The following is a 19,289-nucleotide window of genomic DNA, read 5'->3' on the forward strand; positions in this document are numbered from 1 at the left end:
GGTCGAGGACCTCGCAGAAAATGTGGGTCCGGTCATCGGCGCCGACGGCCGCACCGGTGATCGTCACGCCCAACTCGACGGTTCGGCAGATCGTGTCGGCAACATCGGAAGTAAGCTCAGCCATGGGTCCTGTGGTGTGCGTCGGGGTTGTTGAGGAACTTCCATGATCACACCCAGGGCCCACCTACATCTTGTGGTCGCCCGCGCTCGTCCCGAACCTCACCTACGCACTCTTAGATCCGAAGAGCCGGTTCGCCTGCTACCGGATCCCGAAGCCAACACTGCGACATCGCCAGTGAAACAGCTTCTTGCGTCGGAGCGCGCGCTGATTCGTTCGCTGCAGCACTCGGGACTGCCGACCCGCAACAAGGCCGAGATGACGTACTGGACGGGTCATCGCGCAGTCGACGACATCTTCCCACCTGTAGACGCGACAGCAGAAGATTGGCTCAACGACCCCGTCGGCATAAACCAGCGCGGGAAGAAGATCCCGCGCATGCACACCGCAGATCTATCCGCTGGCAACGAGGCGATGTCCAAGCTCGCAGAACGCGCGGGCGAGCGACTTCAGCAGATGCTGGCGATCCAACGCGCCTATCTGGATCGGTGTCTCCCACTGCCGTCGCAAACCGAATATGAGTGGTGGGTGGTCAGCTCCCCGCTCACGACGCCTTCTCATGGAACGCTGACGAACCTGTCCGTGGGATGGACCGAATGCCTGCGAATCAACACCACCTTCTCCGGGTTCATCCAGGTGAACGGTGTCGAACTCTTCGGAGAAGACTTCGGTTCTTCCGGGGACTTCGATGACGCAGACGCGATTCGGTTCATGCGACAGCACCCCGGCGCCTACGTTGACAACGCGCCGTACTCCGACGGTGGCGCCTTCAACCTGAACATCTATGCCCCGTCGCTGGAGGTTCTGGCCGACTTGCTCGACGACACAGCGGTGACACGAGCTGCAGCGACGGCCGCTCTCAACTACATGCGGGTGCGGAAGGTCGGGGCGATCAAGAACTCACACAATCCAGTTCTTGCCGCCCTCCTCCTGGATTCCGGAACCGCTACGCAGTAGCCCGCCGCCCGGCCGACCCGCTGAGCGGCCGAGGAGGCACAGCTTGGTCGACAGAGCGTCGTGTTGTGGTTGCCTGAGCACCACAACTCGACACTCTGTGGGCGGCTGGGTCAGAACCGGGCTGGCAGGACGCCTGCGGACGGCTGATCCCCGTCCTATCGTGGGAATATGACCTCCCACGACGGCACGCAGCCCGACATCAAGCCCCGCAGCCGGGACGTGACCGACGGATTGGAGAAGACCGCGGCGCGCGGCATGCTGCGCGCGGTCGGGATGGGCGACGACGACTGGGTGAAACCGCAGATCGGGATCGGATCGTCGTGGAACGAGATCACACCCTGCAACCTGTCGCTCGATCGCCTGGCCAAGGCCGCGAAGGAAGGCGTCCACGAGGCCGGCGGGTTCCCGCTGGAGTTCGGCACCATCTCCGTCTCCGACGGCATCTCGATGGGCCACGAGGGCATGCACTTCTCGCTGGTCTCCCGCGAGGTGATCGCCGACAGCGTGGAAACGGTGATGAGCGCCGAACGACTCGACGGCTCGGTCCTCCTCGCCGGCTGCGACAAGTCCCTGCCCGGCATGCTCATGGCCGCGGCCCGCCTGAATCTGGCGTCGGTGTTCCTCTATGCAGGGTCGACGCTGCCGGGGTACGCAACGCTGTCCGACGGCGAAGAACGCCAGGTCACCATCATCGACGCGTTCGAGGCGGTCGGCGCGTGCGCGCGCGGACTGATGAGCCGCGAGGACGTCGACACCATCGAACGCTCCATCTGCCCGGGCGAGGGCGCATGCGGCGGCATGTACACCGCCAACACCATGGCCAGTGCCGCCGAAGCGATCGGCATGTCCCTGCCGGGCAGTGCGGCGCCGCCGGCGCCGGATCGTCGTCGCGACCGCTTCGCCCGCGAGTCCGGGGCGGCCGTCGTCGAACTCCTGCGCCGCGGCATCACGGCCCGCGACATCATGACCAAGGAGGCGTTCGAAAACGCGATCGCCGTGGTCATGGCCTTCGGCGGCTCCACCAACGCGGTCCTGCACCTGCTGGCGATCGCCCACGAGGCCGAGGTGGACCTGTCCCTCGCCGACTTCGCCCGCGTCGGCGCCCGCGTCCCGCACCTCGCCGACCTCAAGCCGTTCGGCGCGCACGTGATGACCGACGTCGACCGCATCGGCGGCGTCCCGGTGGTGATGAAGGCCCTGCTCGACGCGGGCCTGCTGCACGGCGACTGCCTCACCGTGACCGGTCGGACGGTGGCCGAGAACCTCGCGCACATCAGCCCGCCGGATCCGGACGGCAAGGTGCTGCGCGCCCTGGACCAGCCGATTCACCCGACTGGCGGCATCACGATCCTGCACGGCACGCTCGCGCCGGAGGGCGCGGTGGTCAAGTCGGCAGGCTTCGACACCGACGTCTTCGAGGGCGTGGCCCGCGTCTTCGACCGCGAACGCGCCGCCATGGACGCCCTCGAGGACGGCACCATCACCGCCGGCGACGTGGTGGTGATCCGTTACGAAGGTCCCAAGGGCGGCCCGGGCATGCGGGAGATGCTCGCCATCACCGGCGCCATCAAGGGCGCGGGCCTGGGCAAGGACGTCCTGCTGCTGACCGACGGCCGGTTCTCCGGCGGCACCACCGGCCTGTGCGTGGGCCACGTGGCGCCGGAAGCGGTCGACGCCGGACCCATCTCGGTGGTCCGCGACGGCGACCGCATCCGTCTCGACGTGGCCTCCGGCACCCTGGACCTGCTCGTCGACCCCGACGAACTGGCCGCCCGCGCGAAGGACTTCACCCCGCTCCCGCCGCGCTACACCCGCGGCGTCCTGGCCAAGTACGCCAAGCTCGTCACCTCGGCCTCCCGCGGCGCGATCTGCGAGTAACCCCGGCCCGCGCGGAGCGGCCCGACGCCGAACATTAGGGTCGGCATCATGACCGACGACAGGATCAGCGTCACCGGGTTCGCCCGCGGCGGCACCGACACGCTCTTTCGTTTCCAGGGCGACGACGTGGACGCGCAGCGCAGCACCTTCACCTGCCTCGGCGGCCCCTGGCTACGCGACGAGGACGCCGGCGTGGTGCGCGCCGGCCTCGCCCCCGCGCTCGACGAGGCCACTGGCTCGATCGTCGGCACCGGCGCCGAGCACGGTCGGTGGCCGGTGAGCCTGAGCCTCCGCCTGGACTTCCTCGGCGACCCGCCCGTCGACGGCACACCCGTCACGGTGACCGGCGCCCTCGTCACCACCGACGCGCAGGGCGCCATCACCCGCGGCGAGGCCCATACCGCCGACGGCACGGTGATCGCCCTGGTCACGCACCGCTCGCACCTGGTGAACGTCGACCACGGCACGCTGCCGCAGCAGGCGGTCCCCGACGTCCCGTCCGCCGACATCACGGTCCGGACCGCCCTCGGTTTCACGGAGAACAAGCCCGGGCAGCTGACCATGGCTCTCAACCCATACGCCACCAACGGCATGGGCAACGTCCACGGCGGCGTCCTCACCGTCGGCTCCGAACTGGCCGCGCATTCGCTCTTCCAGTCGGGCTGGCGCACCCGCAGCATCGACATCTCCTTCGTCCGCCCGCGCGTCGGCACCACCCCGACCACCTTCACCGCCGAGCTGGCCTACCTGGGCCGCTCCCTCGGCGTCGCGCACGTGGCCGCCCACGGCCCCGACGGCAAGGTGTGTTCCATGGCGACGGTCACCGCACAACCGGCCTGACCCCTTAAGGATTGCCTCAAGATCGGCCGTCGGAGAGCGACAACCTCCCGGCCGTCACGCACTATGGAGACATGAACTCCGTGCCCGGCGTCAGCGCGCCTGCCGACGGGCTCCCCGCCGATCGCCCGCGCGCGGGGCTGCACGCCCTGGTGGTGGAGGACGAACCGGACCTCGCCGCCATCGTCGGCGACTACCTGCGCCGCGCCGGCTTCGACGTGACCGTCCTGCACGACGGCACGCAGGCGGTCGCGTCGGCCCAGCAGCACGCGCCCGACGTCGTCGTTCTGGATCTGGGGCTGCCCGGGCTGGATGGCATCGAAGTGTGCCGACAGCTGCGCACCTTCTCCGACGCCTACATCGTGATGCTCACCGCGCGCGCCGCCGAGGTCGACATGCTCATCGGTCTCTCGGTGGGCGCCGACGACTACATCCTCAAACCGTTCAGCCCGCGCGTGCTGATCGCGCGGATCGACGCCATGCTCCGCCGCCCACGCCAGGCCGACGCCGAACCGGAACCGGACGCGCCGCCGCGCCGCGTCCGTGAACTCGGCCCGGTGATCGTCGACCTCGACGCCCGCCAGGTGTGGGTCGGCGGCAACCACGTCCACCTCACGCGCACCGAGTTCGACATCCTCGCCGCGCTGATCCGCCGCCCCGGCGTCGTGGTGACCCGCGAGCACCTGATGAACACAGTCTGGGACTCGGACTGGGTCGGCGACACGCACGTGGTCGACGTCCACATCGGGAGCCTGCGCCGCAAACTCGACGACCGCGGCGACGACCGGCTCATCGAAACCGTCCGCGGCGTCGGCTATCGGATCGACACCCCGACCCCGTCGAGCGCGCGCTGATGGCGGGTTCGACGGTGCACTCCCGGTTCGACAGCCGCGTCGGCCTCGGCGCGCGCATCCTGATCGCGATGGCGGTGGTGATCGCCGCGAGCGCGCTGACCATCGTCGTGGTCTCGATGTTGGTGGCGCCCACGCTCTTTCACGATCACCTCGGCCAGGCGGGTCTGCCGAACGACTCCGAGCAGGCCATGCATGTCGAGGAGGCGTTCAACTCGGCCATCGCGGTGACCATCGTCGCGGTGGTCACCACCTCGGCGGTGCTCGCGCTGTCCGCGGCCTGGATCATCACCCGCCGCATCGACCGGTCCATCACCGCCGTGGCCACCGCGGCCGCGCGCATCGGCGACGGCCGGACCGGTGAACGACTCCCGGCAGGCGGCCTCGGCCCCGAGTTCGGCAAGCTCACCGACACCTTCAACAGCGTCCTCGGCCGCCTCGAAACGGTCGACGAAACCCGCCGCCAACTGCTCTCCGACCTGGCCCACGAGATCCGGACCCCGCTGGCCTCGGTCGACGCCAACATCGAGGCCATCGAGGACGGCGTACGACAGCCCGACGCCACCACCTACGCGGCGATCCGCTCGGCCACCGCCCGCCTGGCCCGGCTCGCCGACGACCTCGACGCCGTCTCCGCCGCAGTGGAGGTCGCGGTGCATATCGACCCCGATCCGATCGCCGCCGCAGCCCTGATCGACGAGGCCGCCGCCCGCGTCCGCGACCGCTTCACCGCCGCCGACGTGCACCTCGCGGTCCGCTGCAGCACCCCGACGCCCCTCTCCGTCGACGCCGCGCGCATCGGGCAGGCCCTGGACAATCTGCTGGTCAACGCACTGCGGCACACCCCGGCCGGCGGCACCGTGGTGCTGGCCGGCGACGTGGTCGACGACACGCTGGAGCTCCGCGTGACCGACGACGGCGAGGGCATCGCGGCCGATCATCTGCCGCACATCTTCGACCGCTTCTACCGCGGCGATCCGGCTCGCTCCCGCGCGTCCGGCGGCACCGGTATCGGCCTCACCATCGTGCGCGGCATCGCGCAGGCCCACGGCGGCCACGTCCGCGCAGCCAGCGACGGCACCGGCCTCGGCAGCACCTTCGTCCTCACCCTCCCTCTGACCTGACCGCACACCACCGACGAGAGGAACCCTCCCGCCATGTCCCCCATCCCGCGCTCACCGAAACGTCTGCTGGCGACCCTCGTCGCCGCGGTCGCCCTGACCGTGGCGCTCGTCGGCTGCGGCAGCTCCGACACCGACACCGCCGCGCCGTCGTCCGCACCGAGTACCGAGACCTTCCTGGCCGAACACGGACTCGCCGGTCTGGACGCACAGGAGATCATCGACAAGCTCGACGCGACCCCGGTCACGGAGCGCCCCACCGACCTGATGGCGTCGGTCCGGCCCACCGCACTCGTGCTGTCCGACGGAGGGCAGGAAGTGACGCTTCCGCTGCCCGCCGACACCTTCTACGTCTCCTTCGCCCCGTACGTGACGCAGACGCACGAGTGCCACTTCCACAGCCTCACCACCTGCCTCGGCGAGCTCCGCAGCACCCCCATCACCGTGAAGGCGATCGACGACCGCACGGGCACCGTGCTCGTCGACCGGCAGCAGCAGACCTTCGACAACGGCTTCGCCGGCCTGTGGCTGCCCAAGAACATCGACGCCACGCTCACCGTCTCCGGCGAGGGCCGCACCGCCAGCCAGGCGATCAGCACCCGCGGACTCGACGACGCCACCTGCCTCACCACACTGCACCTGGTGTCGGCGTGAGCGCTCAGCGCTGGAAGCGGTAGCCCATGCCCGGCTCGGTGATGAGGTGGCGGGGCGCGGCCGGGTCGTCCTCGAGCTTGCGGCGCAGGCTCGCGAGATACACGCGCAGATAGTTGGTCTGCTGCACATAGCCCGGGCCCCACACCGCGGACAGGATCTCCCGCTGCCCCACCAGCCGCCCCTCGTTCCGGACCAGCAGTTCGAGGATGCCCCACTCGGTGGGCGTCAACCGGACCGGCGCTCCGGCGCGGATCACCTGCTTGCCCGCGAGGTCGATGCTCAGCGCCCCCGCTTCCACCACCGGGGTCTCCGCCGCGGTGACCGTCGTGCCCCGGCGGATCGCGGCGCGCAGCCGGGCCACGAACTCCTCCATCCCGAACGGCTTGGTCACGTAGTCATCGGCGCCGGCGTCGAGCGCCTGCACCTTGTCCGAGGAGTCGGTGCGCGCCGACAGCACGATCACCGGCACCTCGGTCCAGCCGCGCAGCCCGGCCAGCACTTCGAAGCCGTCGATGTCCGGGAGACCCAGATCCAGCACCACGACGTCGGGCATCGTGCGCGCCACCTGCGTCAACGCGGCCGCGCCGGTGTCGGCCGTGGTCACCTCGAAACCGCGGGCGCGCAGGTTGATGCGCAGCGCGCGCAGCAGCTGCGGTTCGTCGTCGACCACGAGCACCCGGCCCCGGTCCACGTGCGGTTCGGTCATGTCCCCTCCCCTCCCGTCGGTGCAATACTCGGCGGCTCCACCGGCAGGTCGATCACCATGGTGGTCCCGCCGCCGGGCGTCTGCCGCGCTTCCACCGTGCCGCCGAGCGCCGACACGAAACCGCTGGCCACCGCGAGCCCGAGACCCACCCCGGTGGCGCCGCCGCGCTGATCGCCGTACTGGTGGAACGGCGCGAAGATCCGGGTGCGCTCCTCCGCCGGAATGCCGGGCCCGCGATCGATCACCTGCAGCAGGCAGCGCGCCTCCCCGTCGGCGCGGACCGCGGGCGTCGTCACCACGTCGACCGGACCGGTGCCGTGCCGGTACGCGTTGTCGACGAGGTTGGCCAGCGCCCGCTCCAGCAGGCCCGCGTCGGTGCACGCCCACGACGACGCGAACTCGACGGCACCGACCCGCTCGGGCCGGCCGACGACTGCCAGCACCCGGTGCACCACCTCGGGCAGATACGTACGACGCAGCACCGGCCGGACCACCCCGGCAGCCAGCCGCGACGAGTCGAGCAGGTTCCCCACCAGCGCGGTCAACTGGTCGATGGACTCCTCGGTGGTGGCCAACAGCTCGGCAGTGTCCTCGGCGTCGAAGAACAGGTCCGGGCTGCGCAGGCTGCTCACCGCGGCTTTCGCCGACGCCAGCGGGGTCCGCAGATCGTGGCTCACCGCGGCCAGCAGCGCCTGCCGCAACTCGTCGGTGCGCGCCAGCTCGTCGGCTTCAGCGGCCTCGGCGGCGAGGCGGTCGCGCTCGAGTGCCGCGGCCACCTGACTGGCCACCGCCGACAGCACGCGCCGGTCCGGCACCGCCACCTTTGGCCCGCGCAACAGCAGCGCGTACCCGCCGCCGGACGACTCGCACACCGTCGTCGCCTCCCCCAGCGCCGCGGGCGGATCGTCGCCCACCGCTGCCCGCAGTTCCGGGGCGGCCCCGCCCAGCCGCACCACCGACACCGCGTCCTGCTGATAGGTCTCGCGGACGCGCGCCAACAGGTCGGGTGCGCCGGCGCCGTCGAGCACCGCGCTGGAAAACATCGAGAGCAGTTCCGCGTCCCGGCCCGCCAGCCGCGCTTCCCGACGCCGCACCGCGGCCGAGTCGACCAGGACCGCGACCGCGATCGCCGCCACCGCCATGCCGACGATGGTCACCACGCTGTCCGGGTCGGTGATGGCCAGGGTGTACCGCGGCGTGGTGTAGAAGAAGTTGAGCAGCAGCCCGGACGCCACCGCCGACAGCACGGCCGGTCCCACACCGCCGAGCAGCGCGACCGCAAGAATGCCGACGAGGAACATCGACGACTCGCCGGCCACCGAGAGAAACCGGTCCACCGGGGCGATCAGGGCGGTGACCAGCGCGGGAATCGCCAGCGCCAACACCCAGGTGAGCGGCCGATGCAGGCGGGTCGCCCGAATGTCGAGCGCCCGACGCGTGGACGCCTCCGGATGGTTGACCATGTGCACGTCGATCCGGCCGCTGTCGCCGACCACCGCCGCGCCGACGCCTTCGTCGAGCACCCGTCGCCACCGCGGCCGCCGCGATGTGCCCAGCACCAGCTGGGTCGCGTTCACCGCCCGCGCGAATTCCAGCAGCGTGGCGGGCACGTCGTCGCCGACCACGGTGCTCAGCGACGCACCGCAGTCCGCGGCCAGCTGCCCCAAACCCGCCAGATCCGCGGACGTGTCGGCGAGACCGTCCCCGCGGGCCACCCGCACCACCAGCAACTCGGCGCTCGACCGCGACGCGATCCGCCGCGCACGCCGGATCAGCGCGCCCGACTCGGGCCCGCCGGTCACCGCCACCACGACCCGCTCGCGCGCCTCCCAGGTCTCGGTGATCGCGTTAGCCGCGCGATAGTCGGCGAGCTTCTCGTCCACCCGATCGGCCAGCCACAACAGCGCCAACTCCCGCAGCGCGGTGAGGTTGCCCTGCCGGAAGAAGTTGGCGAGCGCCCCCTCGGCGCGGTCGGTGCCGTACACGCGGCCCTCGGCGAGTCGACGACGCAGCGCACTCGGCTCGATGTCGACCAGTTCGATCTGATCGGCGCGACGCACCACGTCGTCGGGCACCGTCTCCTGCTGCGGCACCCCGGTGATCTGGGCGACCACGTCGTTCAGACTCTCCAGGTGCTGGATGTTGACCGTCGACAGGACGTCGATCCCGGCCGCGCACAGCTCCTCGATGTCCTGCCAACGTTTCCCGTGGCGCATGCCGGGGGCGTTGGTGTGCGCCAGTTCGTCGACGAGCACCACCTGCGGGCGGCGCGCCAGCACGGCGTCGAGGTCCATCTCCTCGAGCACCACGTCGCGGTGCGGATAGGCCCGGCGGTGGACGATCTCGAGGCCCTCGGTCATCGCTTCGGTGGCCGAGCGCCCGTGCGATTCGACGATGCCGATCACCACGTCCACGCCGTCGGCCAGCAGGTTCTGCGCGTGATCGAGCATCTCGAAGGTCTTGCCCACCCCCGGGGCACAGCCGAGGAACACCTCGAACTGTCCGCGCGCCGGCGCCGGCGCCTCCATCCCGTCGATCCTATCGGCCACGCGGCTCCGACTGAGCGGAGCACGCGGGGGCCCGGTGCCCCAGGTCGAGGTTCACCTGCAGCACGTTTACGCGCGGGACACCGAGGACGCCGAGCTGGCGCCCCGCGGTGTTGCGGTCGACGATCGCGCGCACCTGCTCGACGGTCATGCCGTTGGTGCGGGCCAACCGCGGGATCTGCAGGGCCGCATAGGCCGGCGAGATGTTCGGATCCAGGCCCGAACCCGAACCGGTGACCGCATCGGCAGGCACGGCCGCGGGGTCGACGCCTTCGCGTGCCGCGATCGTCGCACGTCGTTCGTTCACCAGATCGCGCAGCTGTGGACTGTTGGGTCCCAGGTTCGACGCCCCGGACACCGCCGGATCACCGGAGGGACGGCCGTGCAGGAACGGATCCGGTTGCCCGGCAGCAGGTTCCAGGTCGACGCCGATCAGCGCCGAGCCCACCGGGCAGCCGGCGGCGTCGTAGACCACCGCGCCGTCGGCCGATTCGGCGACCGTGCGCGACATCCCCCACACGAGCACCGGATAACCGATGCCGAGGACCGCGGTGAACGCGAGCAGGATCGTCGCACCCACCAATAGTTGGCGGCCGAAACCGCGCAGCAGAGTCTTCATGGACTCACCCCATTCCGGGTAGGAGACGGACGACGAGGTCGATCAGCGCGATCCCCACGAACGGGGCGATCACCCCGCCGACACCGAAGATCAGGAGATTGCGCCCCAACAGTCGGGACGCGGATCCGGCCCGGTACTTGACGCCGCGCAGGGACAGCGGGATCAGCGCGACGATGATCAGCGCGTTGAAGATCACCGCGGAGAGGATCGCCGACTGCGCCGAGTGCAGGTGCATCACGTTGAGCGTCTCGAGTTGCGGGTAGGTCGCCGCGAACATGGCGGGCAGGATCGCGAAGTACTTCGCCACGTCGTTGGCCAGCGAGAACGTGGTCAGCGCGCCGCGGGTGATGAGCAGCTGTTTGCCGATCGCCACCACCTCGATGAGCTTGGTGGGGTCGGAGTCGAGGTCCACCATGTTCCCGGCCTCCTTGGCCGCCGAGGTCCCGGTGTTCATGGCGACGCCGACGTCGGCCTGCGCCAGGGCCGGCGCGTCGTTGGTGCCGTCGCCGGTCATCGCCACCAGCCGACCCCGTGCCTGCTCGGCGCGGATGAGCTCCAACTTGTCCTCGGGGGTGGCCTGCGCGACGAAGTCGTCGACGCCCGCGGTGGCGGCGATCGAGCGTGCGGTGCGCGGGTTGTCGCCGGTGATCATCACCGTGCGGATTCCCATGGCGCGCAGCTCGGCGAACCGCTCCCGCATGCCGGGCTTCACCACGTCCGACAGCTCGATCACACCGAGCACGCTGGGCGGCTGCCCCTCGCGCGCCAGGCCCACCACCAGCGGCGTGCCGCCGGCGTCGGCGATCTGCGTGACCGTCGTCGTCACGGCCGGGTCGACGACGCCGCCCAGCCCGGCCACCCAGCGCTCCACCGCGTCGGCCGCGCCCTTACGCAGCTGCCGGGAATCGTCGCCGGTCAGGTCCATCCCGCTCATGCGGGTGGTCGCGGTGAACGGCACGATCGCGTACCGCGGATCCGCCCCCGAGCGCGCCGCGGTCACCTCGTCGTCGTCGAGGGCGACCACCTCGAAGCGGTCGACGCACAGGTCCAGAATGCTGCGCCCCTCCGGGGTGTCATCGGCCAGGCTGCACCGATAGGCGACGTCGGCCAGCTCGGCGAGCGACACCTGCGGCGCCGGATGCAGATCGGTGGCCCGGCGATTGCCGAACGTGATGGTGCCGGTCTTGTCCATCAGGAGGGTGTCGATGTCGCCGGCGGCCTCCACCGCACGACCGCTCATCGCCAGCACATTGCGCTGCACCAGCCGGTCCATGCCGGCGATCCCGATAGCCGACAGCAGCGCGCCGATGGTGGTAGGGATCAGGCAGACGAGCAACGCGATGAGCTTGATGGGATCGGCCACCGAGTCGGCGGCGGCGAGCATCGCGCCGGTGGCGACCACCGCGAGCAGGAACATCAGGGTGAGCGCGGTCAGCAGGATCTGCAGGGCCACCTCGTTCGGCGTCTTCTTCCGTTCCGAGCCCTCCACCAGCGCGATCATCCGGTCCACGAAGGTCTGTCCGGGCGCCGTCGTGATCTGCACGACGATCCGGTCCGACAGCACCACGGTGCCGCCGGTGACCGCCGACCGGTCGCCGCCGGACTCGCGGACCACCGGCGCGGATTCACCGGTGATGGCCGATTCGTCGACGGTGGCGATGCCTTCGATCACGTCGCCGTCGCCGGCGATCACTTCCCCGGCCTCCACCACGATGCGGTCGCCGACGGTGAGCTGCGCGCCGCTGATCTCCTCGATGGTCCCGTCGTCGGACAGCCGGCGGGCGACGGTGTCCCGTTTGACCTTGCGCAGGCTGTCGGCCTGCGCCCGGCCGCGACCTTCGGCGACGGCCTCGGCCAGTCCGGCGAAGAGAACGGTGAACCAGAGCCACGCCACCACCAGCCAGGCGAAGCCGGACGGCTGCCAGATCGCCAGCAGGGTCGACAGCACTGCGCCGAGATAGACGACGAGCATCACCGGGTTGCGGGCCTGCGCGCGCGGGGTGAGTTTCCGGGCCGCCTGCGGGAGCGCGGCGATGAGCATCTTCGGGTCGAAGTCGCCACGGGTCGCGAGTTCGGGCGCTTCCGACGCGGTGGTGTCGGACGAGGTCTCCATGGGTGTGGTTCTTTCGGAAGTGCTGGTCATAGAAGGGCCTCCGCGATGGGTCCCAGCGCGAGCGCGGGGAGGAAGGTGAGTCCGGCGATCAGCAGGGTGGTGCCCAACAGCAGCGCGCCGAACAGGGGTCCGGAGGTGGGCAGCACGCCGGCGTCCGACGGGGCCGGCGCCTGCAGGAGCTGCGGCGCCCGAGAGTCCAGTGGCTCGTCGGCCACCGACGACACCAAGGCCTCGGCCTCGACCTCGGCCACCGGATCGTCGTCGCGCGGTTTCTGGCGTGCGAACATCCCGGCCAGGGCCAGCACCAGCACGATCGGCAGAAACCTACCGAAGTACATGACGAGGCCGAGGGACACCTGGAACCAGTCGCTGGTCACGATCAGGCCACCGAAGGCGCTGCCGTTGTTGTTGGCGGTCGACGCGTAGGCATAGAGCACCTCGGTGAAGCCGTGCACCGCGACGGGGCTGCCCGGCGGTCCGTCCTCGGTGAAGTGCCCGGTGCTCGCTCCGGTGGCGAGGGTCAGCGAGGTGCCGGCCAGGACCAGCGTCGGCATCACTAGTACGGACAGAACGGCGACGGTGATCTCCCGCCGACCGACCTTCTTACCCAGGATCTCCGGGGTGCGCCCCACCAGGAGGCCGCCGAGGAAGACGGTGATCGTCGCCAGAATCAGGATTCCGTAGAGGCCCGAGCCGACGCCGCCCGGTGCGACCTCGCCGAGGAGCATGTTCCACAGCACCGCGCCGCCGGCGCCCGGGGACAGGCTGTCGTGCGCGGCGTTGACCGCACCGGTGGAGGTGCCGGTGGTGCTGACCGCGAACAACGAGGTGCCCGGTACCCCGAAGCGGAGTTCGGTGCCCTCCGTGTTCGCACCCGCGGCCACCGCGGCGATGCCGCTGGTCCGGGTCTGCAGGAACCAGACGGCTGCCAGCAGTCCGGCCCACAGGGTCGCCATCACGGCGAGCAAGGTGAGGCCCTGGCGGCGGTCGCCGACCATCGTGCCGTAGGCACGGGTGAGGCAGACCGGGATCAGCAGGATCGCGAAGACCTGCACCACGTTGGTCAGCGGGGTCGGGTTGGAGAAGGGGTGCGCCGAGTTGGCGCCGAAGGTGCCGCCGCCGTTGGTGCCGAGGACCTTGATGGCCTCCTGGCTGGCGAACGGGCCCAGCGGGCTCGCCTGCGACCGGCCGTCGAGCAGCGTGTAACCGACGCCGGTATGCCACGACTGCACCGCACCCTGCAGCAGGAGGATCCCGGCGATCAGGATCGCCACCGGCAGCAGCACGCGCAGCGTGCCGCGCACCAGGTCCACCCAGAAGTTGCCGAGCAGGCCGTTGCCGTTCCGCGCGATCAAGCCGCGGATCAGCGCGACGGCCACCGCCAGTCCGACCGCGGCGGACAGGAAGTTCTGCACCGCGAAGCCCAGCATCTGAGTCAGGGTGCTGACCGTGGTCTCCGGCGAGAACGACTGCCAGTTGGTGTTGGTGACGAACGAGATCGCCGTGTTGAAGGCCATCGCCGGCGTCACGCCGGGCTTGCTGTCGTTCCAGGGGAGCACACCCTGCAGTCGTTGCAGGGCGTAGAGCAGCACGATCGCGGCGAAGGAGAAGCCCAGGACGCTGGTCGCGTAGGCGCGCCACGTCTGCCCGGCGTCGGGGTCGATGCGCGCGAGGCGATACAGACCGCGTTCGGGGGCGAGGTGGCGGCGGGAGCGGAAGACCGCGGCGAGGTAGTCGCCGAAGGGTACGTAGACGAGCGCGAGCACCGCGAGCAGCGCGCCCAGTTGAAGGAGTCCGGCGGTGGTCTCTGTCATGTCAGAACCGATCCGGCGCGATGAGCGCGATCAACAGGTATCCGGCGGTCGCCGCGGCGATCACTACGAGAAGCACGGTCACCGTGCCTGCGAGCGTCATCGCCGCGACCATCCGTCGAGTCCGCGGACGGCCATCAGGCCGCAGCCTGTCGCCGCGATCGCGAGCACGATCATCACAATGTCGGCCATGCCGGCACACCTCCCAGGGGTGGGTCGCGGCCGCACCCTGCGGCCGCGAATCCCACGCTCGTCCTCCGAGAGCGGGGCGCGCCAGAGTCCTTAACGGAATCCATACGCGGACGGGTCAGCTTTTGACGCGGTCCTGTCGTGGCCGCGGTCGGGCCGGGCGGGAGGTGCTTCGACGAGCTCAGCCGGTCGGGAAGTGGCTTCGACGAGCTGCAGCCAGCGTGACTCAGCTGTCGACGATGAGGCCGCGGTGGAGGGCCACCATGCGGTCGGCCCAGTCGTCGGTGATCGTGCCGGTGCGGCCGTACTCGGCCAGGAGCGCGCCGATGATCGAGTCGACCACGGTCCCGGCCTCACCGTGCAAGTGCAGCGAGCCGTCGGCCACCCCGGCCTCCAACTCCTCGGCCAGCGCCCGCCAGTGCTCCTGCAACACCGCGCGGAGGGTGGCGGTGAAGGCGGGGTCGGCGTTGTCGAGCACGGCGCCGGATCCGCCGAAGCCGATCCCGTCCAGCACCATGGCCGCGGCATGCTCCACCACCCAGCGCAGTCGACCCTCCCCGGAGATGTCGTGCTCATCGGGGCCCGGCGGATCAGCCAGTTCGCGCAATGCGTCGGTCAGCAGTTCGTGGCGATCGGCGAAGCGCCGATAGATCGTCGTCCGGGCCACCCCGGCCTCGGTGGCCACGCGTTCCACGGTGACCGCGGACGGCCCCTTGGTGCGCAACAACTCGCGCGCGGCGTCGGCGATCTTCGACGCACTGCTGGGACGCACGGTCGCCATGGGACCTCCTGCAGGTGCGGCGGAATAGAACTCAGGGATTCGACGCTACACCCACCGTATCGCTACGCTACATGTAGCGTTTCAATCCTCTGGAGGTTCTTTCTCATGGCTTCGACCACGCCGGTCACTCGTCAGCGCGCCGACAAGGTGATGCCCCTGTTCATCGGTTACGTCCTGATGTTGGCGCAGTTCATCCTGCTCGCCCTCTTCATCGCCGGACCCGTGTTCGGCTGGTTCAGCGGTGGCGAACTCGCCGCGATGATCGCCGCGTGGGCCGTGCTGCTGGTGCTCTCCCTGTGGGCGATGGCCCACCAGGCGACGGTCAACCGCTACAACGAGGCCCAGGGCTCGCACCCGAGCCCGCACCTGCTGGTGCCGACCGAAACCCCGGCCCGGATCAGCGCCTACCACGAGCTGTACCGCCCGAGCGCCGCGGCAGCGGCCGTCACCGCCGAGAACGACAGCCCGCTGCAGGCCGAGCGCGCCGCCGCCTGACCGGTCTCCGACCTCATCGGTAAAACAACGGCGTCCTGAGCGTCACCAATGCATATATGCCATCGGTGACCGCCAGGACGCCGTTGTTTTACCGTTCGAACTGGTGAGCGCGGCCGAGGCCGTGGCCGACCTGGCCTCCGAGGGCGACGTCTCCATCGACGCGGCCACCGTCGACCTCCGGCGCAAAGGCGGCAGTTCCCCACGTCCGCGGCAGTCCGCCCCAAAGGCGGCTGCCCCGGCTGCCTCCTCTGGTGCCGACTGTCGCCTTTGTGGTCGGCTGCCGCCTTTGTGCCGACGGGGTCAGGGTGCCCGTGAGGTGCGGGTAGCCCTTGTGTCGGTTGAGGATCGACACCGGAGCGGTCGCGTCCGCCGCTACTGGAGCGACGTCAGCAGGCCCCGCATCGTCTCGATCTCTGCGTTCTGCGTAGTGATCACCTGCTGCGCGAGCGCCTTCGCGTCCGGGTTCACGCCGTCCTTCAGCTCATCGTTCGCCATGTCGACGGCGCCCTCGTGGTGCTCGATCATCCCTTCGAGGAACAGCCGCGAGGCCTCGACACCGGTCGCGTCCTTCAGTGCCTGCATCTGATCGGCGCTCAGCATGCCGTCCATCTCGCTCATGTCGTGATCCCCGCTCATGTCGTGGGTACCCATGTCGTGGTCGCCGGCGGAGTCATCGGACACCCCCCACTCCTTGAGCCAGCCCTGCATGGTCTCGATCTCCGGGCCCTGCGCGGCCTTGATCTGGCGAGCCAGTTCGGTCACGCGCGGGTCGATGTCGGTCTTGGCCAGCATGATGTCCGACATCTCGACGGCCTGCTCGTGGTGCGGAATCATCATCTCGGCGAACATCTTGTCCGCATCGTTGACCTGTGAGTTCTGCGCCGAGCCGGTGGTGGCGGCCGACGACGCCGCGCCGCCGTGATGCTGACCGTCGGCGGTGGAGTCGTCGGACGAGCAGCCGGCCAGCAGCAGCACTGCGGCGACAACGGCGGTGGAGGCGGCGGCAACGGAATAGCGGCGAATGTTCATGAGTCCTGTTCCTCGACTTTCGACAACTTTGGTGCGGATCGATTTCCGCGTACTCCTCCACCCTGCCCGCCCGAGGCGCACATTGCCCGCGCAGTTCCTCTGGATTACCTCAAGATCCCGCCGATCACCGCGAAACCTCCCGGTTCGGGCGGCGATGATCGGCCGCCGACGGCACAGGTTAGCCTCGAAGAATGGACACCTTCGACGACGTCGCGCGTCGCCTCGCTGCCTACGGCGCCATCACCCGGATGACCGGATCCGACCACATCGTGGTGTTCGACGACACCGGCCTCGCCCTGGACGACGGCGACGAGTACCTGCACCTTCCGCTCGATGGCACGACTCTCGACGAGGTGCCCCCGGCGTGGCGCAGCGACGATGCCGCCGATCGCCGCGCGACCCGCTGGATCGAGGACTACCTCGAAGACACCTTCCAGACCCTCGTCATCCGCCGGCACTACATCGACGACCTGGTGCGCGACCCGTTCTCCCCGGTATTCCTCGACCATCTCGCCGACCGTTTCCCGAACGTCGACCTTCCGGAGATCCAGGCCTACCTGGCCGAGATCCGGCAGTGGCTGGCCGGGCGGCCCCGTGCGACCGCGACCGCACCCACCGCCGAGACGTTCACCATCGAGGTGGGCGCGCTCGCCCTCACCGGCGACCGGTGGCCTGCGTCGACCGGCGACGGCACGCACGCGCCGATCCTGATGCTGCACGGCGGCGGCCAGACGCGGCATTCGTGGAACCGCGCCGCCGCGGGCCTCGCCGCGCTCGGGCACGACGTCTACACCATGGACCTGCGCGGACACGGCGACAGCGCGTGGCCCGAGGACGCCGACTACGCCGTGGGTGCGTTCACCGAAGACCTCCTCGGGACACTCGACGCGCTGGAGATCAAGCCGGTGATCGTGGGCGCCTCCCTCGGCGGCATCACCGGCCTGAACACCGTCGGCCGCCACCTCGACGTCGCCGCCGGTCTGGTGCTGGTCGACATCGTCGTCGACGTCGAGCCCGCGGGCATCGACCGCATCAAGGAGTTCATGGGCGCCCATATCGACGGGTTCGACACCCTCGACGACGTGGCCGACGCCATCGCCGCCTACAACCCCAGCCGCAAGCGCACCCGCAACCTCGGCGGCCTCACCAAGAACGTCCGCCAGCGCGCCGACGGCCGCTGGTACTGGCACTGGGATCCGCGGTTCCTGCAGGGCGGCGACGAAACCCGCATCACCGACGTCGAGGTGCTGAGCGAGGCCTCACGGGCGGTCACCGTCCCCACCCTGTTGGTGCGCGGCGGGCAGTCGGACGTGGTCTCGCAGGAGGGTATCGACTCGATGCGCACGCTGATCCCGCACGCCGAAGTGGCCGACGTCAGCGAGGCCGGACACATGGTCGCCGGCGACGACAACCAGGTGTTCGCCTCCGCGATCGTCGAGTTCCTAGGCCGACACGGCTTGTAGCCCCCACCCGCCCAGCCGCCCCCGAGTCGGTACGGTCGATGCCATGGCGAAAATCGTGATCATCGGCGGGCACGGCAAAGTAGCACTTCTCCTGGCACCACTCCTCGCGGAACGGGGCGACGAGGTCACCTCCATCATCCGCACCGCGGAACAGGCGGTCGACGTCGCCGCGGCGGGCGCGAGCCCGCTGCTGCTCGACATCGAAACCGCCTCCGCACCGGAACTGGCCGCCGTGCTGCGCGGCGCCGACGCGGTGGTCTTCAGCGCCGGGGCCGGCGGCGGCGATCCGACCCGGACGTACGCCGTCGACCGCGACGCGGCGATCCGGTCGATGCAGGCCGCCCAGGATGCCGGCGTGCGCCGCTACGTGATGGTGTCCTACCTCGGTGCAGGCCCCGACCACGGTGTGCCGGAAGGTGATTCGTTCTTCCCCTACGCCGAGGCGAAGGCCGCCGCGGACACCGCGCTGCGCGCCTCCGACCTCGACTGGACCATCCTGATGCCCGGTCGGCTCACACTCGATGAGCCCACCGGCGCCGTCGACCTCGGGGCTACCCGCGCGGCCGACAATCCGGGCACCTCCCGCGCGAACGTGGCGGCGATGGCCGCCGCCGTGCTCGCCGATCCGACCACCATCGGCAAGGATCTGCCGTTCACCGACGGCGACGTGCCGGTCGCGAAAGCACTGGCCGCCGCCTCGTGACCGAGCCGGGCCCCGAGGTCGACGCGGTGGTCGCCCTCGGAGCCCGGAGAGACGCGGGTCAGGCCAGCAGTTTGGCCTTGGCAGCGGCGAATTCGTCGTCGGTCAGCAGGCCCTGGGTGCGCAGGTCGGCGAGCTTCATCAGCTCGGCGGTCAGGTCCACGCCTCCGGCCGGCGCAGCGGGCGGCGGAGCCTGCTGCTGGGCCTGCTGCATCTGCTGCTGCTGCATCTGCTGCTGCTGAGCCTGCTGCGCCTCCCAGGCCTGTTGCTGGAGCAGCTGTTGCTGCTGCGTCTCCTGCTGCTGCTGGGCCCGCCGGTTGGCGGCGCGGTTGCCCATCGCGTTGGCGGTTCCGGTCACCACAGCGGTGCGCGCGGCGAGGCCGATGAGTCCTGGTCGTCCGTTTCGCAACATCTGAATTCT

18 protein-coding genes are annotated in these 19,289 nt (G+C 70.2%); 9 read left to right on the plus strand and 9 right to left on the minus strand.

The features are described 5' to 3' along the window. Nucleotides 1-295 precede the first annotated feature (295 nt). The 6 genes from ABD989_RS14235 to ABD989_RS14260 all read left to right on the plus strand — a co-directional run bounded on the left by ABD989_RS14235 (nucleotide 296) and on the right by ABD989_RS14260 (nucleotide 6,416). Nucleotides 296-1,075, plus strand: a complete 780-nt coding sequence (locus tag ABD989_RS14235; RefSeq protein ID WP_345313984.1) for a hypothetical protein — start codon at nucleotides 296-298, stop codon at nucleotides 1,073-1,075. A gap of 168 nt (nucleotides 1,076-1,243) precedes the next feature. Further along, nucleotides 1,244-2,953 (plus strand): dihydroxy-acid dehydratase, encoded by a 1,710-nt coding sequence (gene ilvD, locus ABD989_RS14240; RefSeq protein WP_345313985.1) that lies wholly within the window; start codon nucleotides 1,244-1,246, stop codon nucleotides 2,951-2,953. Nucleotides 2,954-3,001: 48 nt separating this feature from the next. Then, nucleotides 3,002-3,793 (plus strand): PaaI family thioesterase, encoded by a 792-nt coding sequence (locus ABD989_RS14245; protein ID WP_345313986.1) that lies wholly within the window; start codon nucleotides 3,002-3,004, stop codon nucleotides 3,791-3,793. A 71-nt stretch (nucleotides 3,794-3,864) separates the two neighbouring features. Beyond that, on the plus strand, nucleotides 3,865-4,644 hold the full coding sequence (locus ABD989_RS14250; protein ID WP_345313987.1) for a response regulator transcription factor: 780 nt from the start codon (nucleotides 3,865-3,867) through the stop codon (nucleotides 4,642-4,644). Continuing rightward, entirely contained in the window at nucleotides 4,644-5,765 is a 1,122-nt protein-coding gene (locus ABD989_RS14255) for a sensor histidine kinase (protein ID WP_345313988.1), read from the plus strand. Before ABD989_RS14250 ends, ABD989_RS14255 begins: the two co-directional genes overlap by 1 nt. A gap of 63 nt (nucleotides 5,766-5,828) precedes the next feature. After that, entirely contained in the window at nucleotides 5,829-6,416 is a 588-nt protein-coding gene (locus ABD989_RS14260; protein WP_425556540.1) for a CueP family metal-binding protein, read from the plus strand. 4 nt (nucleotides 6,417-6,420) lie between these two features. Here the strand turns inward: ABD989_RS14260 and ABD989_RS14265 are convergent, their stop codons facing one another. From ABD989_RS14265 to ABD989_RS14295, 7 genes are all read right to left on the minus strand, one after another. Beyond that, nucleotides 6,421-7,122, minus strand: coding sequence for a response regulator (locus tag ABD989_RS14265; protein WP_246993680.1), 702 nt, complete (start codon nucleotides 7,120-7,122; stop codon nucleotides 6,421-6,423). Beyond that, nucleotides 7,119-9,650 carry a sensor histidine kinase gene (locus ABD989_RS14270; RefSeq protein WP_345313990.1) on the minus strand — a complete coding sequence of 844 codons (2,532 nt, stop codon included), beginning with the start codon at nucleotides 9,648-9,650 and terminating at the stop codon, nucleotides 7,119-7,121. The genes ABD989_RS14265 and ABD989_RS14270 overlap by 4 nt, the downstream gene beginning before the upstream one ends. A 10-nt stretch (nucleotides 9,651-9,660) precedes the next feature. Next, on the minus strand, nucleotides 9,661-10,287 hold the full coding sequence (locus ABD989_RS14275; protein WP_345313991.1) for a potassium-transporting ATPase subunit C: 627 nt from the start codon (nucleotides 10,285-10,287) through the stop codon (nucleotides 9,661-9,663). A gap of 4 nt (nucleotides 10,288-10,291) precedes the next feature. Next, complete coding sequence (kdpB, locus tag ABD989_RS14280) at nucleotides 10,292-12,400, minus strand: potassium-transporting ATPase subunit KdpB (RefSeq protein ID WP_345313992.1); 2,109 nt, start codon at nucleotides 12,398-12,400, stop codon at nucleotides 10,292-10,294. Between the two features lie 26 nt (nucleotides 12,401-12,426). Beyond that, nucleotides 12,427-14,214: a potassium-transporting ATPase subunit KdpA gene (gene kdpA / locus ABD989_RS14285; protein ID WP_345313993.1), complete on the minus strand. Its 1,788-nt coding sequence runs from the start codon at nucleotides 14,212-14,214 to the stop codon at nucleotides 12,427-12,429. A gap of 1 nt (nucleotide 14,215) precedes the next feature. Then, entirely contained in the window at nucleotides 14,216-14,314 is a 99-nt protein-coding gene (locus tag ABD989_RS14290; RefSeq protein WP_246993676.1) for a potassium-transporting ATPase subunit F, read from the minus strand. Between the two features lie 312 nt (nucleotides 14,315-14,626). After that, entirely contained in the window at nucleotides 14,627-15,181 is a 555-nt protein-coding gene (locus tag ABD989_RS14295; RefSeq protein WP_345313994.1) for a TetR/AcrR family transcriptional regulator, read from the minus strand. A 105-nt stretch (nucleotides 15,182-15,286) separates the two neighbouring features. Here ABD989_RS14295 and ABD989_RS14300 point away from each other — a divergent pair, with 105 nt between their 5' ends. Continuing rightward, nucleotides 15,287-15,676 (plus strand): hypothetical protein, encoded by a 390-nt coding sequence (locus ABD989_RS14300; protein ID WP_246993674.1) that lies wholly within the window; start codon nucleotides 15,287-15,289, stop codon nucleotides 15,674-15,676. 372 nt (nucleotides 15,677-16,048) lie between these two features. Here ABD989_RS14300 and ABD989_RS14305 read toward each other — a convergent pair whose 3' ends face one another. Further along, nucleotides 16,049-16,705 carry a DUF305 domain-containing protein gene (locus ABD989_RS14305; RefSeq protein WP_345313995.1) on the minus strand — a complete coding sequence of 219 codons (657 nt, stop codon included), beginning with the start codon at nucleotides 16,703-16,705 and terminating at the stop codon, nucleotides 16,049-16,051. 191 nt (nucleotides 16,706-16,896) lie between these two features. Between ABD989_RS14305 and ABD989_RS14310 the strand changes: the two genes are divergently transcribed. Together ABD989_RS14310 and ABD989_RS14315 are read left to right on the plus strand one after the other, a co-directional pair. Continuing rightward, entirely contained in the window at nucleotides 16,897-18,168 is a 1,272-nt protein-coding gene (locus ABD989_RS14310; protein ID WP_345313996.1) for an alpha/beta fold hydrolase, read from the plus strand. A 43-nt stretch (nucleotides 18,169-18,211) separates the two neighbouring features. Continuing rightward, nucleotides 18,212-18,871 (plus strand): NAD(P)H-binding protein, encoded by a 660-nt coding sequence (locus ABD989_RS14315; RefSeq protein ID WP_345313997.1) that lies wholly within the window; start codon nucleotides 18,212-18,214, stop codon nucleotides 18,869-18,871. A gap of 58 nt (nucleotides 18,872-18,929) precedes the next feature. Here ABD989_RS14315 and ABD989_RS14320 read toward each other — a convergent pair whose 3' ends face one another. After that, nucleotides 18,930-19,280 carry an SHOCT domain-containing protein gene (locus ABD989_RS14320; protein WP_246993672.1) on the minus strand — a complete coding sequence of 117 codons (351 nt, stop codon included), beginning with the start codon at nucleotides 19,278-19,280 and terminating at the stop codon, nucleotides 18,930-18,932. Nucleotides 19,281-19,289: the final 9 nt, after the last annotated feature.

This window comes from Gordonia alkaliphila (assembly GCF_039542465.1).
Taxonomy (GTDB): domain Bacteria; phylum Actinomycetota; class Actinomycetes; order Mycobacteriales; family Mycobacteriaceae; genus Gordonia; species Gordonia alkaliphila.